The 14,427-nt window shown below is 66.0% G+C and carries 15 protein-coding genes; 5 read left to right on the top strand and 10 right to left on the bottom strand.

Annotation, left to right across the window (positions count from 1 at the left end):
- Positions 1-36 precede the first annotated feature (36 nt).
- Both CVM73_RS27085 and CVM73_RS27080 read left to right on the top strand, forming a co-directional pair.
- Positions 37-945, top strand: coding sequence for a LysR family transcriptional regulator (locus CVM73_RS27085; protein ID WP_100234854.1), 909 nt, complete (start codon positions 37-39; stop codon positions 943-945).
- Positions 946-982: 37 nt separating this feature from the next.
- Positions 983-1,807 (top strand): aspartate dehydrogenase, encoded by an 825-nt coding sequence (locus tag CVM73_RS27080; protein WP_100234874.1) that lies wholly within the window; start codon positions 983-985, stop codon positions 1,805-1,807.
- 201 nt (positions 1,808-2,008) lie between these two features.
- On the opposite strand, the gene CVM73_RS27075 is transcribed toward CVM73_RS27080, so the two are convergent.
- From CVM73_RS27075 to CVM73_RS27035, 9 genes are all read right to left on the bottom strand, one after another.
- The gene (locus tag CVM73_RS27075) at positions 2,009-3,313 is read right to left on the bottom strand and encodes a PQQ-dependent sugar dehydrogenase (RefSeq protein WP_100234853.1); all 1,305 of its coding nucleotides are present in this window, start codon (positions 3,311-3,313) and stop codon (positions 2,009-2,011) included.
- Positions 3,314-3,688: 375 nt separating this feature from the next.
- Positions 3,689-4,315, bottom strand: coding sequence for a methyltransferase family protein (locus CVM73_RS27070; RefSeq protein ID WP_028178310.1), 627 nt, complete (start codon positions 4,313-4,315; stop codon positions 3,689-3,691).
- A 27-nt stretch (positions 4,316-4,342) separates the two neighbouring features.
- On the bottom strand, positions 4,343-5,374 hold the full coding sequence (locus CVM73_RS27065; protein WP_100234852.1) for an NAD-dependent epimerase/dehydratase family protein: 1,032 nt from the start codon (positions 5,372-5,374) through the stop codon (positions 4,343-4,345).
- A 28-nt stretch (positions 5,375-5,402) separates the two neighbouring features.
- The gene (locus CVM73_RS27060; protein ID WP_167407080.1) at positions 5,403-5,921 is read right to left on the bottom strand and encodes an Mpo1 family 2-hydroxy fatty acid dioxygenase; all 519 of its coding nucleotides are present in this window, start codon (positions 5,919-5,921) and stop codon (positions 5,403-5,405) included.
- Between the two features lie 171 nt (positions 5,922-6,092).
- Positions 6,093-6,746: an OmpA family protein gene (locus tag CVM73_RS27055; protein WP_100234850.1), complete on the bottom strand. Its 654-nt coding sequence runs from the start codon at positions 6,744-6,746 to the stop codon at positions 6,093-6,095.
- Positions 6,746-7,162: a hypothetical protein gene (locus CVM73_RS27050; protein WP_100234849.1), complete on the bottom strand. Its 417-nt coding sequence runs from the start codon at positions 7,160-7,162 to the stop codon at positions 6,746-6,748. The genes CVM73_RS27055 and CVM73_RS27050 overlap by 1 nt, the downstream gene beginning before the upstream one ends.
- A gap of 88 nt (positions 7,163-7,250) precedes the next feature.
- Positions 7,251-7,541 (bottom strand): type II toxin-antitoxin system HicB family antitoxin, encoded by a 291-nt coding sequence (locus tag CVM73_RS27045; protein WP_100234848.1) that lies wholly within the window; start codon positions 7,539-7,541, stop codon positions 7,251-7,253.
- 7 nt (positions 7,542-7,548) lie between these two features.
- Positions 7,549-7,743, bottom strand: coding sequence for a type II toxin-antitoxin system HicA family toxin (locus tag CVM73_RS27040; protein WP_100234847.1), 195 nt, complete (start codon positions 7,741-7,743; stop codon positions 7,549-7,551).
- Positions 7,744-7,821: 78 nt separating this feature from the next.
- A complete protein-coding gene (locus CVM73_RS27035; protein ID WP_100234846.1) occupies positions 7,822-10,401 on the bottom strand; it encodes an ATP-dependent helicase in 2,580 nt (859 codons plus the stop codon).
- A gap of 235 nt (positions 10,402-10,636) precedes the next feature.
- On the opposite strand from CVM73_RS27035, the gene CVM73_RS27030 reads away from it, so the two are divergent.
- Positions 10,637-10,810 carry a DUF1328 domain-containing protein gene (locus CVM73_RS27030; protein WP_008556598.1) on the top strand — a complete coding sequence of 58 codons (174 nt, stop codon included), beginning with the start codon at positions 10,637-10,639 and terminating at the stop codon, positions 10,808-10,810.
- Between the two features lie 169 nt (positions 10,811-10,979).
- Here CVM73_RS27030 and CVM73_RS27025 read toward each other — a convergent pair whose 3' ends face one another.
- Complete coding sequence (locus CVM73_RS27025) at positions 10,980-11,486, bottom strand: thioesterase family protein (RefSeq protein WP_100234845.1); 507 nt, start codon at positions 11,484-11,486, stop codon at positions 10,980-10,982.
- 82 nt (positions 11,487-11,568) lie between these two features.
- Between CVM73_RS27025 and CVM73_RS27020 the strand changes: the two genes are divergently transcribed.
- Together CVM73_RS27020 and CVM73_RS27015 are read left to right on the top strand one after the other, a co-directional pair.
- Positions 11,569-12,993 carry an FAD-binding oxidoreductase gene (locus CVM73_RS27020; RefSeq protein ID WP_100234844.1) on the top strand — a complete coding sequence of 475 codons (1,425 nt, stop codon included), beginning with the start codon at positions 11,569-11,571 and terminating at the stop codon, positions 12,991-12,993.
- A 103-nt stretch (positions 12,994-13,096) separates the two neighbouring features.
- Positions 13,097-14,395: a Spy/CpxP family protein refolding chaperone gene (locus CVM73_RS27015; protein WP_167407079.1), complete on the top strand. Its 1,299-nt coding sequence runs from the start codon at positions 13,097-13,099 to the stop codon at positions 14,393-14,395.
- Positions 14,396-14,427 lie beyond the last annotated feature (32 nt).

Here is a 14,427-nt window from a genome sequence, read left to right as displayed (position 1 = left end):
ATATAATCCTCACGGGGCGAGACGAGAGGATCCTGAATGGAATTGCATCAGCTCCGGTGCTTCGTGGCGGCGGCCGAGCAGCTGCATTTCGGCCGTGCGGCGCAGCAGCTGCAGATGCTGCCCTCCGCGCTCGGTCGGCAGATCAGGCTGCTGGAGCAGGATCTCGGCACGCGGCTGTTCGCGCGGACCACGCGCGCGGTGTCGCTCACTGAGGACGGCACCACGCTGCTGCGCGATGCCCGCGCCATCCTCGCCAAGGTCGAGGCGGTCGAGGGTAACCTTCGCAACCGCTCGCGCGCGGGGGGCGCGCGGCGGCTGCGTGTCGGTGCCATCGACAGCGCGGCAGCGGGGCTGCTGCCGCCGCTCCTGCGCGATTTCCGTGCCAGGCACCCGGAGATTGCGGTGCAACTCCTCGAAGACAAGACCGTCCGCCTGCTGCCGAAGATCTTGACCGGCGCGCTCGATCTCGCCTTCGTCCGTCCGCCTGACCGGCCCGACAAGCGGCTCGAATTCCGCGACCTGCTCCAGGAGAGCGCGATCGTGGCGTTCCCGCGGCGGCACGCGCTGGCCGGGCGCAAAGCGATCACGCTGGCGGAGATCGCCGACGAGGCGATGCTGGTGCCGGACCGCCGCTCGCGGCCGCACAGCCACGACCTCACGACGAAGCTGTTCGAACAAGCCGGCCTGACACCGCGTATCGTGCAGGTCGCCGACGAGAAGCAGACCATCATCAATCTGGTGGCAACGAAGCTCGGGGTTGCGATCGTGCCGCGCTGGACCGCGCGGATGGCCGTCTCGGGCGTGCGCTTCGTGCCGCTCCGACCGAAGCAGACCGGCCGCCTGCCGCTCGCCGCCGCCTGGCTGCGCGGCTCGCGCGATCCGGCCCGCGATGCCATGCTGGCCGTGCTGGAGGCGCGCCTGCGCAGCTATGCGCGGGAGGCGTGAGCGGCTATGACCCAAGCTTGGAGAGAAGGTGGATGCGATGACTGGACTGAATGCGTCGGGTGAATTGCGGGTTGCCATTGCCGGGCTGGGCTCGATCGGCACCAAGATCGCAACCGCGCTCGATCAGGGTGTCGAAGGATTGACGCTGTCCGCCGTGGCGGTGCGCGATCCCGCCAAGCATCAAGCCTTCATCAACAGCTTGCGCCGCCCACCGAAAATCCTGCCGATCGACCAGCTTGGCGAGGTCGCCGACATCGTGGTCGAGTGTGCGCCGAGCAGCCAGCTGCGCGCGATCGTCGAGCCTGCGGTGAGGCGCGGCAAGTCCGCGGTCGTGGTCAGCGTCGGCGGGTTGCTCGACAATTTCGATCTCGTCGATCTCGCCCGCACCAATGGCGGCCGCATTCTCGTGCCGACCGGCGCGCTGATCGGCCTCGATGCCGTCAACGCCGCCGCGGTCGGCACTATTCATTCCGTGAAGATGGTGACGCGCAAGCCGATCGACGGCCTGAAGGGCGCGCCGTTCATCGTGCAGAACAAGATCGACATCGACAATCTGCGCGAGCCGCTGAAACTGTTCGAGGGCAGCGCGCGCGAGGCGGCGAAGGGCTTTCCGGCGAATGTCAATGTCGCTGTTGCGCTGTCGCTGGCCGGCATCGGACCCGATCGCACCCAGATTCAGGTTTGGGCCGACCCCACCGTGACGCGCAACGTTCATCGCATCGAGGTCGAGGCGGATTCGGCGCGGTTCTCGATGGGCATCGAGAACGTCCCGTCGGAGAATCCCAAGACCGGCCTGATCACAGCGCTGTCCGTAATCGCGCTGCTGCGCAAGCAGCGTGCCACGCTGTGCGTGGGGACGTGATGGATTGAGGCGCTCTATCACCGTCATCCTGAGGTGCTCGCCTTGCAAAGCAAGGCGAGCCTCGAAGGATGCACGGCCCGGCTGCATCGCGGCCGTTCATCCTTCGAGGCTCCCGGCGCGATGCTTTGCATCACCCCACTCGCGCCTCAGGATGACGGAACGCATATGCGATCGCCGGAGGCGATCTCAGCACATTTCTTATTACGCCCCCGTGACGCGCCAGATCACGTTGCCGACGTCGTCGGCCATCAGCAGCGACTTCTTGTCGGGGCCGATTGCGACGCCGACCGGACGGCCGTAGGATTCCTTCTCGTCCGGTGACAGGAAGCCCGACAGGATGTCGCGGCCGGGGCCGGAGGGCTTGCCGTTCTCGAACGGGATGAACACCAGCTTGTAGCCGGACAGCTTGCTGCGATTCCACGATCCGTGCTGGCCGATCACCATGCCGTCGCCGAAGCCGGGCAGGGTCCCTGCGGGCATCCAGCACAGTCCGAGCGAAGCAGTGTGGCCGCCGAGCGCGTAGTCCGGTTGCAGCGCCTTGGCCACCATCGCCGGATCCTGCGGCACGCGGTCATCCACCGTCTTGCCCCAGTAGCAATAGGGCCAGCCGTAGAAGCCGCCGTCGCGCACCGAGGTGAGATAATCAGGCGGCGTCTCGTCGCCGAGACCGTCGCGCTCGTTGACGACGGTCCAGAGCACGCCCGTGCTCGGCTCCCAGGCGAGGCCAACCGGATTGCGCAGGCCGGCACCGAAGATGCGATGCGTGCCGGCGACGAGATCGAGCTCGTAGATGGCGGCGCGGCCTTCCTCGACCTCCATGCCCATCTCGGCGATGTTGCTGAGTGAGCCGACGCCGGCATAGAGCCTCTTGCCGTCGGGGCTCGCGAGCAGGCTGCGCGTCCAGTGTCCGCCCGGCTTGAACGTCCTGAGCCGCTTGCCCGGCGCATTGATGTGATCGGCGCCTGCGACGTAAGGAAACGCCATCACGCCGTCGGTGTTGCCGACATAGAAGGTGTCGCCGACCAGCGCCATGCCGAACGGCTGGCTGAGATTTTCCATGAAGGCGCCGCGAACCTCGGCGACGCCGTCGCCGTCCTTGTCGCGCAAGAGCGTGATGCGGTTGGCGGATACGCCGAGCGCGGCGGCGCGGCGCATCGTCGCCTGCATCGCGTAGTGAAACACGGTGCGCGGCGGACCTGCGATCTGCGTCGCTTCCGCGATCAGCACGTCGCCGTTGGGCAGCACCTCGATCCAGCGCGGATGGTCGAGACCGGTCGCGAACGCGTTGACCTCGAGCCCGGGCGCGACCGTCGGCTTCTGGCCCTCGCTCCAGCCGCGCGCGCTCGGCATTTTCAGCGTCGGGATCGCGCCTTGCGGCTTCGCCTCGGGAATGGCCGGCGTTTGGCCCCAGGCCGGGTCGGGCGTGTTGCCTGAGAGCTTCCGCCATTGCAGCGCGATGCCGCCGATGAACGCGACGAACTGCGCGAAGATGCTGGAAAACGTCATGACAAGCCCCTGTTTGCGCGCGCATCCAACTGGCTGATGGGGCAGACGTCAACCTGTGCGGCGCGCCGGTGGGGTCTATTCCCGTGGAATGGCAGCCGATCGAATTTGCATGGGACGCGCGCCGATGAGCTTAGCCCGGAGATCAGCGACCGATCTGCCGCTCCAGCCGCCGTGCCGCGCGGAAAGCATGCGCTCGTGCCCCGGACGCAGCGCAGCGCTCCGGCGATGCGAAGCATCGTCCGGCGCGGTGCGCTGCAGAGCCGGGGCCCATATCACCGCAGGCGTAAGCCGCTATCTGGGTCCCGGCTCTGCGCAGCAACGCTAAGGGCGTTGCAGCGCGCCCGGGACATGAGCGTGAGGCGAGCAGCTACGCCTTCACCGCGGCGACAGGAACGGAATGATCATCGGAACGCGGCGGCAATAGGCGCCGTAGGCGTCCTCGCCGAGCTCCTTGGACAGAAACACCTCTTCCATCCGGCCCTTCTGCCACATGCCGAGCGAGATCAGGATGGCGCCGAGGATCGCGGTCACGGTGCCGACCGCGATGCCGGTTGCAAGCATGCCGGCGATCAGGCCGGTATAGATCGGATGGCGGACGATGCCGTAGGGACCGGTGTCGATGACGCGGTGGTCTTCCTTGTGGGTGATGGTGTTGGACCAGAACTTGCCGAGATGCAGTCGCCCCCACCAGGTGAAGGAGATGCCGGCGAGCACGATCAGCGCCGTGATGTAGACGGCCGTATTGCTGAACACCCAGAGCGGCTTCTCGTTCAGCACTTCCGCGGTCCACGGCGTGAACAGGATGCCGCCGACCAGGATCGGAATGCGATAGCGGCCGGATTCCAGCGTCATCACCTGCTTCTGCGTGCGCCCTTGCCAAAACGAGGCGCCGACCCAGCTTGCGAGCCAGGCGAGCCAGATCAGGGCGAGCAGTTGCGTCGGCCAGGTCGTGGTCCAGCCACCCCAGGCGACAGAGAGAAGCTTGCTGAAATCGAAGGACATGAAGGTTCTTTGCGTTAGGCGGCGGCTTTAGCCCGCGCGCGAGGAGAGCGCGTGATGCTTGATGGCGCCGGAGGGCTGCTGGCCGTTGCGGGCGAGCAGATGGGTGATGGTTTCGCGCAAGACCGGCTCGATCGGACGCGGCGAATAGCCGAGCTCGGTGCGCGCCTTGCCGATCGAGAGATCGCTCGCGGCGAGCGCGATGCGCACGCCCTCGGCGGTGCCGTTGGGCGGCTGGCGGGTGACGTGATCGGCGATGTATTCGAGCATGATCGCGGAGAACTCGGCGATCTTGCCGGGCACGACGAGCGGAAACTGCCGGCGGCCGCTCATCGCCGACATCATGCGCAGAATGTTGCCGAGCGGGACGCAGTCGCCGCCGAGGATGTAGCGGTGGCCGAGGCGGCCGCGTTCCATGGCCAGCACGAGGCCCATGGCGACGTCGCGGACGTCGACGAGATTGACCAGGAAGTTGAGATGCGGCTGCACCTTCTTCTGGAGGAAGTACCAGAGCATCGCGGTCGGCGGTGTCAGATTGTGGTCGGCAGCGCCGATCGGCATGGTCGGCGTGCCGATCACGAGAGGGAACCCCGCGGCCGCCGCCTTGGCGGCATGATGCTCGGCGAGCGATTTCGATCGCGTATAGGCGCCGGGCATCGCGTCGGCCGGCTGCAGCGCCTCTTCGGCGGGAACGCCCTTGAGGTCGCAATAGGGGAACAGGATCGATTCGGTCGAGCAGTGCAGGAAACGCGACACGCCGCGCTTCATGGCCGCCGCGAGCACGATTTCGGTGCCGCGGCAATTGACGTCGTGAAAGTCCTGCTTGTTGGCGACCCACATGCCGGGCAGGCCGGCGAGGTGATAGACCTGGTCGACACCGGCGATCGCAGCATCGACCGCGGCGCCGTCCAGCACCGAGCCGTGGACGTGTTCGACGTCCGCGTTCGCCGCGGTCGGCGCACGGACATCGAGAACACGGACCCGCTGCCCACGGGCGCGGAGCGCTTCTACGAGGTGATGTCCGATGAAGCCACTGCCACCGGTAACCAGGACGAGAGCCATGCAGAAGGTTGCTGTTTCGCTTTTGGAGTTATCGGGTCGAAAGGGAATTGGCCGGAAGAGGCGCCAGAATCGCGGCAAGGTCGCGACGGAAGCCCAATGCAATGAATAATTTTGCCATCACGAACATCGGTCCGAGCAAAAGATGCGAGGGAAAAGTGAATAACGAGGCTTCGCGCCCCTCAAAAACCTTGTGGCCGATGGTCTGCGCGGCGAGGCCGAGCACCACCAGCGTGGCGAAAATCGCCCACATCGTCGCGGTGCTGACCTGCGCCGCAATGGTCGTCGCAACCGAAAACAGCACGATGGAGACGGCCAGAATGCCGAGCCCGAGCGCCGCGTCGAGCAGCAGCCAATAGATCAATACCGGCAAGGCCAGGATCACCGCCAGGCTGACGTTGAAACCGAGCAGCGGAAGCTTGACCAGCGTCAGCGGCAGCACGGCGCCGGTGAACAGCAGCAGAATGCCGACCACATGCATCGCCGTATTCCGGGGATCGCGATGGTACTCGACATACACGGCAAGTTGGCGCTGGAAAAAGCCACCCATTTCGGTCTCATGCAGCACGGGGTCGGGAAGGGCGAACAGAGGCTATAGCACTGGACCGGGCGGTGCACAAACCGGCGCTTTTGTCGCGTGAAACCGTGTTGGCGCGCCCCGGACAGGCTGCAAAATGGCCAGCACTTCAAAGGGTTCCGTCAGCTGCGAAGCCGCGTTCGCTTACCGCTTCTTGGCGGGCTTTTTCGCCGCAGGCGCAGGAGCCGCAGCCTGACGCGGCGCCTCCTCCGGCAGCTTGGCATAGGTCAGGATCTGCAGCTGGCCGTTGACGGCGGAGGTCGGCTTGGCCCGGTCGAGAAGCTGCTCCTCGCCGAGGCCGATCGGATGCAGCCGCTTGGTCGAGATCTTGAAGGTGTTCACCAGCACGTCGCGGATCGCATCTGCCCGGCGTTGGCTCAGGATCGCGTTGGCCTCGCGCGTCTTCGAATTGGATTCGACATGGCCGACGATCAGGAAGGTGTAGGGCAGCAGCGAGGAATGCACCAGCGCGTCGGCGATGCGGCCGACGGTCTGATAGGACGCCGGCTGAATGATCGGCGTGTCGGCGTCGAATTGGATCTGCGCGTTGAAGGCCGGCAGCTTGGCGATATCGGGCGCGATCAGCGGCCGGTTCACGGGGCCCGGATCGTTCTTGATCCTGGTCTTGGCGCGCTCCATCACCTGCTGCTTCAGCGCGGGCAGATCGATCTCGGCGGCTTCTTCGAAATGGTTCAGCTTGGCGACGATGTCGTCGCGGGTCGGCGCCGCCGTCTGGGCGCGCGCTACGCCCGCGAGCAGGGCGAGGCCAAGCGTGATGGCAATTCCGCTCCTGCGCATCAGCGATACCCCGCGTCGTCGACGGCCTTGAGGCAATTGTTGCTGATGCCCTTGGGCGTCGAGACCAGGCAGGGGATCGACTTGCTGGTCTCCTTGGTCGAGCCGCCGCAGACCTTGACGATCTCGCGCTGGCAGGCGTTCGCCACGGTGACGCGCGCGGCGACGCGCTTCTGGATGGCGTCGAAGGCGCCGAGATAGTCGCTCTGGCACTGCGGGGACAGCACGTCGCGGTTGCGCGACAGGCACTCCTTCAGGCGGGTCGAGTCCGGGTTGACGCCGCGGCAATTGGCGACGATTTCCGCGCCGCAGCTCGCCGCCAGCTTTCCGATCGAATCGCCAAAGCTCATGGTCTCCGCCGCGCTGAGCGACGGCATAACCAATGCAAGCACGATCAATGTGATGGAGCCCCGGACCATGGGTTTATCTGATACGGGGAAGTTCGCGGTGGTCAAGGGGCGTTCGGGGCAGAACTGTCGAGAGTCCGTCAGGTGCGGCGAACAGTCCTCACTCCGCGGCGTGCGCGCGGCTAGGCAATTCGATCAGGGCGACCATGTAGTTCCTGAGGTCGTCGGCAACCTCCGGATCGGCTTTAAGTTCGGTCAACGTCCTCGCTTGGGGAAGCGGGCGGCCGTCGGCGATCAGCTCTTGTGCATAGAGTTGAAGCGCTTCCGGCGCATTCTCCAAGGCTTCGTCGATGTCATCGCCGCCGGAAATGCAGCCGGGCAAGTCCGGAAACCACACTCCAACGGCGTGATCCGGACCAGCGTCCTCAATGATGGCGATGTAGTGAGCCATATCAACCTCAGTCGGGCTTCCAGCCCGCTCCCCTATAGATGGCACGGACCAAGCCCTTTCCCAAGTCCTTCTTGGGATGCGGAACAACGATTGTTTCGCCCGAAGCGGGACTTTTGAAGACATGGTGTGAGCCGGTCACACGCACCAATTTCCACCCCTCTTGCTCCAAGCGTCGAATTATGTCGCGGCTCGAGGTCAGCATGACGTTCCCCCAAAAGAATCACCTGACCATAGAACTAGTCCGGGGCAACTAGCGTTTGGTGAGCGGTACGCGCCCTGCTCACGCCCGCTGCACGAAGCTGTCCACGACCTTCTTCTCGCCGGCCTTGTCGAAGGCGATGGTGAGCTTGTTGCCGTCGATCTTGCTGACGCGGCCGTAGCCGAACTTCTGGTGGAAGACGCGGTCGCCGAGCGCAAACTCCGAGGTCGTGCCGGTCGATTTGGCGACCAGCTCGCCCTCGATCGTCAGGGGCCCGCGGCGGCGCGAGGAGAAGCTGCCGAAATCGGGTGAGGACGACGACGAGAACGAACCGGCCTCTTCCTCGACACCGCCGCTCCTGCCGCCACTCCCGCGGTTGCGGTTGGCCTGGGCGCGCTGCCAGCCCGGTGTCGAATAGCTGGAGCCGAACGCTTCCATGTCGTCGAAGCGCGAGGCGCCGAAACCGCCGGTGCCGCCCCAGGCCGAGCCGCCCTTGGATTCCGTGATCTCGACGTTTGCCGCCGGCAATTCGTCGAGGAAGCGCGACGGGATCGTGGTCGACCAGGTGCCGTGAATCCGGCGGTTGGTGGCGAAATAGATCATGGCGCGGCGGCGGGCGCGGGTCAGGCCGACATGGCCGAGCCGGCGCTCTTCTTCCAGGCCGGCGCGGCCCTGCTCGTCCAGCGTGCGCTGGCTCGGGAATAGGCCTTCCTCCCAGCCGGGCAGGAACACGTTGTCGAATTCGAGGCCCTTGGCCGAATGCAGCGTCATCAGCGACACCGCGTCCTCCTCGGCGCCGCCCTCGCGGTCCATCACCAGCGAGATGTGCTCCAAAAACCCTTGCAGGTTCTCGAACTCCTCCATCGAGCGCACGAGCTCTTTCAGGTTCTCCAGCCGGCCCGCGGCGTCCGCCGAACGGTCCTTCTGCCACATCTCGGTATAACCGCTCTCGTCGAGCACGATTTGGGCGAGATCGGTGTGTGCGGTGACCTCGCGCTGGGCGCGCCAGCGGTCGAACTGCGTGATGAGATCGCGCAGCGAGCCGCGCGCCTTCGGCTTCAGCTCGTCGGTCTCTATCACGGCGCGCGCCGCCTCGAACAAGGGAATGCGGCGCTTGCGGGCGTGGTCGTGCAGCATCTGCACGGTGGCGTCGCCAAGCCCGCGCTTGGGCGTATTGACGATGCGCTCAAAGGCGAGATCGTCGGCCGGCGAGTTGATGACGCGCAAGTAAGCCAGCGCGTCGCGGATCTCGGCGCGCTCGTAGAAGCGCGGGCCGCCGATGACGCGATAGGGCAGGCCGAGCGTGACGAAACGGTCTTCGAACTCGCGCATCTGGTAGGAGGCGCGCACCAGGATCGCGATCTCGTTCAGCTTCTCGCCCTGGCGCTGCAGCTGCTCGATCTCCTCGCCGATGCCGCGGGCTTCCTCTTCCGAATCCCAGGAGCCCGTCACCGTGACCTTCTCGCCGTCCTGGTCCTCGGTACGCAGCGTCTTGCCGAGCCGGCCTTCATTGTGCGCGATCAAATGCGAGGCGGCGGCGAGGATGTGGCCGGTGGAGCGGTAATTGCGCTCGAGGCGGATCACCTTGGCGCCGGGGAAATCGTGCTCGAAGCGCAGGATGTTGTCGACCTCGGCGCCGCGCCAGCCATAGATCGACTGGTCGTCGTCGCCGACGCAGCAGATGTTTTTGACGTGGTTCTTCTCCCTCTCCCCGTCCTTCACGGGGAGAGGGCTGGGGTGAGGGGCTGCTTCCACGAGCTCGGTGCTCGGAGAGTCCCCCTCACCCGCCACGCTGCGCGTGTCGGCCTCTCCCCGCAAGCGGGGAGAGGCGAAGGAGGGAGACGCCGGCGCCTGCGACAGCAGCCGCAGCCACAGATACTGCGCGACGTTCGTATCCTGGTACTCGTCGACCAGGATGAACTTGAAGCGCTGCTGGTACTGCCTGAGGATGTCGGGGTGCTCGCGGAAGATGCGGATGTTCTCCAGCAGGAGATCGCCGAAATCGGCCGCGTTCAAAATCTTCAGCCGCTCCTGATAGCTCGTATAGAGCTTGCCGCCCTTGCCGTTGGCGAACATTGCGGCCTCGCCCGAGGGCACCTGCGACGGCATCAGGCCGCGGTTCTTCCAGCCGTCGATCAGGCCGGCCAGCATGCGCGCCGGCCAGCGCTTGTCGTCGATGTTCTCGGCCTGCAGCAGCTGCTTGAGCAGCCGGACCTGGTCGTCGACATCGAGCACGGTGAAGTTCGACTTGAGCTGCGCCAGCTCGGCATGGACGCGCAGGATGCGCCCGCCGATGGAGTGGAAGGTGCCGAGCCACGGCATGCCTTCGACGGCGTGGCCGAGCATCTGACCGAGCCGGTGCTTCATCTCGCGCGCGGCCTTGTTGGTGAAGGTCACCGACAGGATCTCGGCGGGGCGAGCGCGGCCCTGGCTCAGGATATGGGCGATGCGCGTGGTCAGCACGCGCGTCTTGCCGGTGCCGGCGCCGGCCAGCACCAGGACCGGGCCGTCCAACGTCTCCACGGCCTCGCGCTGCTCCGGATTGAGCCCGGAGAGGTATTTCGGGCCCACCGAGGCGCGCGCACGCGCGGCGATGCCGCCGGCTGCGGGCTGGTGGTCGGGTACGCCTGTGATCTTGCTCGGCTCGGTCATGCGAATCATTGGCCCCACGATGGCACCGCGGGGTGACGGAAGGGAGCCTTCATAACAGGGATTGGTGCCTATATGGGGCGCCGGGACAGGTTTTCCACGTGCGCGGCAAGCCGATTTGTTCCTGCAAAGGCCGCGAATTTCGCTCCCGCGCGGGCCGGAACCATCGTTCCCGCGTCGAGATTGTCAGGGCAGGTGGCGCGGCCAGCCGCGTCGACGCAGACAACATCAAGACGAGGGTTTGACCATGCTAGGCTGGGTTGTGACGTTTCTGGTTATCGCACTGATCGCCGGCATCCTGGGCTTTGGCGGCATCGCCGGCGCTTCGATCGAGATCGCCAAGATCATCTTCTTCATCGCAGTTGTCCTGTTCCTGGTCTCGGCCGTGGTCGGCTTGGCGCGCGGCCGCAACAGGATATAGGCCTGCCTGCGGTGCATCCTTCGAGACGCCCGCTTTGGCGGGCTCCTCAGGATGAGGGGCGGAGTGCGCGGATGCCGCTTAGCCTCATCCTGAGGAGACCGCGAAGCGGTCGTCTCGAAGGACGAGGCGCGCGCTCAGGCGGCCGATAAAACACACGATCGCGCCGAACTTAACGCTTCGAGGGCATCGCCACATTCCGGCCGATGCCCTCGGGCCGCGGCACGGCGCTGTGAGCCTTCGCGACCGCCGCGATACGCTCGCAGATGTCAGGCGGAAGCGGCGCAACGCGCCGCGCTGTCATGTCCATGTGCAGCGACATGTTTTCGGACGTTGCCGACAGCCAGCCCTCGGTCGCATGCCGCATCTCCTCGAAGGTGTGCAGCCGCTTGTCGTCGGCCTCCAGCAGCCAGACGAAGATCTGCACGGGATCGCCGAGGTGGATCTCGCGCAAATAGCGCACATGGCATTCGGCGGTGAAGCTCGAGCCGCCGCGCTCCTTCATGTAGGCCGGCCCCATCCCGAGCTCGAGCCAGAGCTGGTCGATCGCGCGGTCGAACATCACGTTGTAATAGGCCATGTTGAGGTGGCCGTTATAGTCGATCCATTGCGGCTCGATCTGCATGATCGAGGCGCGGAACGGCTCGGCTTTGGGCCTTGATGCGGCGGTCTCCGGCATGTTTCTTCCTGTTATGCGTCCGGTCGCTTGACTTGACCGGCTTTATGTCCTTTGCCACGGTTGTTCTGTCGGAGGAATTTCCGTGGGTACGACCATCACCAATAATCCGCCGCGGCCGGAGCCGAAAGCCCTCGCGAGCGCGCTGGAGCAGCTTGCCGCACGCTTCGGCAACCGCCTGATCACCTCGCAGGCCGTGCGCGAGCAGCACGGCCATACCACCACATGGATCGTCAACCAGCCGCCGGACGGCGTGGTGATGGCGCAGGAGACCGCCGACATCCAGGACGTGGTGCGGATCTGCGCGAAGAACCGCGTGCCCGTGATCGCCTTCGGTACCGGTACCTCGCTCGAGGGCCAGGTCAACGCACCTGCCGGCGGCATCTCGATCGACCTGCGCGACATGAACAAGGTGCTCGCGGTGCATGCCGAGGACCTCGACTGCGTGATCCAGCCCGGCGTCACCCGCAAGGCGCTGAACGAGCATCTGCGCGACCAGGGCCTGTTCTTCCCGATCGATCCCGGCGCGGACGCTTCGCTCGGCGGCATGGCCTCGACCCGCGCCTCCGGCACCAATGCGGTGCGCTACGGCACCATGCGCGAGAGCGTGTTGGCGCTGAAAGTCGTGCGCGGCGACGGCGAGATCATCACGACAGGCACGCGCGCCAAGAAATCGTCCGCCGGCTACGACCTCACGCATCTGTTCGTCGGCGCCGAAGGCACCCTCGGCATCATCTCGGAACTGACCATCCGCCTGCGCGGCATTCCTGAGACCATCGCGGCGGGTGCGGTCTCGTTCGAGACCGTGCACGGGGCCTGTCAGGCCGTCATCCTGGCGATCCAGACCGGCATTCCCGTCGCGCGCATCGAGCTGCTCAATGCCGCGCAGGTGAAGGCCTGCAACGCGTACTCGAAGCTGACGCTGCCGGAGACACCGCTGCTGCTGCTGGAGTTCCATGGCAGCGAGATCGAGGTCGCCGAGCAGTCCAAGGCGTTCGGCGAGATTGCGAAGGACTGCGGCGGTGGCGACTTCTCCTGGACCACCAAGCCCGAAGACCGCACCAAGCTGTGGCAGGCGCGGCACGACGCCTACTGGTCTGTGAAGGCGCTGCGGCCCGGTGACAGCATCGGCGTGGTCGCGACCGACGTCTGCGTGCCGATCTCGCGGCTCGCCGATTGCGTCAGCGAGACCGAGGAGGATCTCAAGCGCCTTAACCTGTTGTCGCCGATCGTCGGCCATGTCGGCGACGGCAATTTCCACTGCTCGCTGGTCTGCGACACCAACGATGCCGGCGAGATGGCGCGCGGCGAGGAGTTCATGCACCGCCTGGTCGAGCGCGCGCAGGCGATGGACGGCACCTGCACCGGCGAGCACGGCATCGGCCAGGGCAAGCAGAAATATCTGAAGGCCGAACTTGGCCCCGAGGCGCTGGACGCGATGCGGGCGCTGAAGAAGGCACTCGATCCGCTCAACATCTTCAACCCCGGCAAGATCGTGCCGGAGGCCTAGGACCGACGCAGCCAGGAATCTGGGAACTTTAGGCAATCTTGCTGGTTCCAATTCCCGCCAAGTTCCGATGCCTCAATGGCAGGGCTGTGCGCGGGAGGGTGCGATGGTGCGACCGGTCATTCGAATTGCCGCGGTGGCCTTTGCCTGCATGCTGGCGGGTGCGGCGCTGGCCAAGGGCGGACATGGCGGTGGTCATGGCGGTGGCCATGGAGGCGGACACGGCGGTGGTCATCACGGCGGCGGCCATTTCCGCGGCCATGGCGGCGGGCACGCGCATGGCGGTGGACATCATCGCGGAATGCGGTTCACAACCGGCGCCCGGCGCGGCGGACCGAATTTCGGTCAGATCCGCAATGCCGCGATACGGCCGGCGAACTTCCGCAATGCCCTGAACGCCAGCGCATTCCGCAACGGCCGGCTGATCAGCAATCCGGCGGCGCGCGCGCAGCTTGCGGCGGCAGCCGCACTGGCCGGCTGGAGCGGCGCAAGCAGCGGATGGTGGCAACATCCGGGTGGCGGCTATGGCTGGGTCGGGCCCCTGTTCTGGCCGTTCGCGTATAACGACCTCTACGATTACACGATCTGGGGCGACGGGCTCGGCTTCTGGGGCTACGGCTATCCGGACATTTATGCCGGCATTTTCGGCCCCTACGGTTATGATCGCCTGTCGGCCTATCTGCCGCAGCAGCCGCAGGGACGACGGCGGGCGCGCAGCGCGCCGCTCGATCAGCTCTGCGGCAGCGACCGCCGTGCCATTGTCGGCCTGCCGATCGATCAGATTGCAGCCGCGGTGCAGCCGACGGACGCCCAAGGCGCCGCCCTCGATGCGCTCGGCAACGCCTCGATCGACGCGGCAGCGCTGATCCGCACCTCGTGTCCGACCCAGGCCGCAGCGACGGCGCCGGGCCGGCTCGCGGCGATGCAGCAGCGTGTCGAGGCCATGCAGAAGGCCGCCGATCTGGTCCAGCCCGCGCTCGAGACGTTCTATGGTTCGCTTAACGACGAGCAGAAGGCGCGTTTCAATGCGCTGGCCGACGATCAGCGTCGGGCCACGGCATCGACCAATGCGAGCGGATCGTCGGTGCAGACTTGCAGCGCGTCCGCCGCGTTCGATTGGCCCGGCGCCATGATCGAAGAAAGACTTCGTCCGAGCGACACCCAGCGCGCGGCGCTCCAGGTGCTCCAGGACACCAGCGCCAAAGTCAGCGCATCGCTCAAGGCGGCCTGCGAGCCCAATGACGTGATGACACCGCCGGCACGGATGGCCGCGATCCGCAAGCGCCTCGACGTGATGCTGGACGGGATCAAATCGGTGCGCGCGGCGCTCGACGATTTCTATGCCACGCTGAACGACGAGCAGAAGGCGCAGTTCGAGGCGATCGGGCCGCGCCGCATGTCCTGAAAGAGCCGAGAGCCAACCCGCATGGCGAAGAA

The organism is Bradyrhizobium forestalis, assembly GCF_002795245.1.
GTDB lineage: Bacteria > Pseudomonadota > Alphaproteobacteria > Rhizobiales > Xanthobacteraceae > Bradyrhizobium > Bradyrhizobium forestalis.
The sequence above is the reverse complement of the archived record's forward strand: the minus strand, read 5'-3'. Positions and strand labels throughout refer to the sequence as shown.

What these genes read in the sequence shown, in the direction of transcription:
- CVM73_RS27035 (WP_100234846.1), bottom strand. Translation starts at nt 10,401, where the DNA reads ATGATTCGCATGACCGAGCCGAGCAAGATCACAGGCGTACCCGACCAC.
- CVM73_RS27040 (WP_100234847.1), bottom strand. Translation starts at nt 7,743, where the DNA reads ATGCTGACCTCGAGCCGCGACATAATTCGACGCTTGGAGCAAGAGGGG.
- CVM73_RS27045 (WP_100234848.1), bottom strand. Translation starts at nt 7,541, where the DNA reads ATGGCTCACTACATCGCCATCATTGAGGACGCTGGTCCGGATCACGCC.
- CVM73_RS27085 (WP_100234854.1), top strand. Translation starts at nt 37, where the DNA reads ATGGAATTGCATCAGCTCCGGTGCTTCGTGGCGGCGGCCGAGCAGCTG.
- CVM73_RS27075 (WP_100234853.1), bottom strand. Translation starts at nt 3,313, where the DNA reads ATGACGTTTTCCAGCATCTTCGCGCAGTTCGTCGCGTTCATCGGCGGC.
- CVM73_RS27080 (WP_100234874.1), top strand. Translation starts at nt 983, where the DNA reads ATGACTGGACTGAATGCGTCGGGTGAATTGCGGGTTGCCATTGCCGGG.
- CVM73_RS27055 (WP_100234850.1), bottom strand. Translation starts at nt 6,746, where the DNA reads ATGCGCAGGAGCGGAATTGCCATCACGCTTGGCCTCGCCCTGCTCGCG.
- CVM73_RS27050 (WP_100234849.1), bottom strand. Translation starts at nt 7,162, where the DNA reads ATGGTCCGGGGCTCCATCACATTGATCGTGCTTGCATTGGTTATGCCG.
- CVM73_RS27070 (WP_028178310.1), bottom strand. Translation starts at nt 4,315, where the DNA reads ATGTCCTTCGATTTCAGCAAGCTTCTCTCTGTCGCCTGGGGTGGCTGG.
- CVM73_RS27065 (WP_100234852.1), bottom strand. Translation starts at nt 5,374, where the DNA reads ATGGCTCTCGTCCTGGTTACCGGTGGCAGTGGCTTCATCGGACATCAC.
- CVM73_RS27030 (WP_008556598.1), top strand. Translation starts at nt 10,637, where the DNA reads ATGCTAGGCTGGGTTGTGACGTTTCTGGTTATCGCACTGATCGCCGGC.
- CVM73_RS27015 (WP_167407079.1), top strand. Translation starts at nt 13,097, where the DNA reads ATGGTGCGACCGGTCATTCGAATTGCCGCGGTGGCCTTTGCCTGCATG.
- CVM73_RS27025 (WP_100234845.1), bottom strand. Translation starts at nt 11,486, where the DNA reads ATGCCGGAGACCGCCGCATCAAGGCCCAAAGCCGAGCCGTTCCGCGCC.
- CVM73_RS27060 (WP_167407080.1), bottom strand. Translation starts at nt 5,921, where the DNA reads ATGGGTGGCTTTTTCCAGCGCCAACTTGCCGTGTATGTCGAGTACCAT.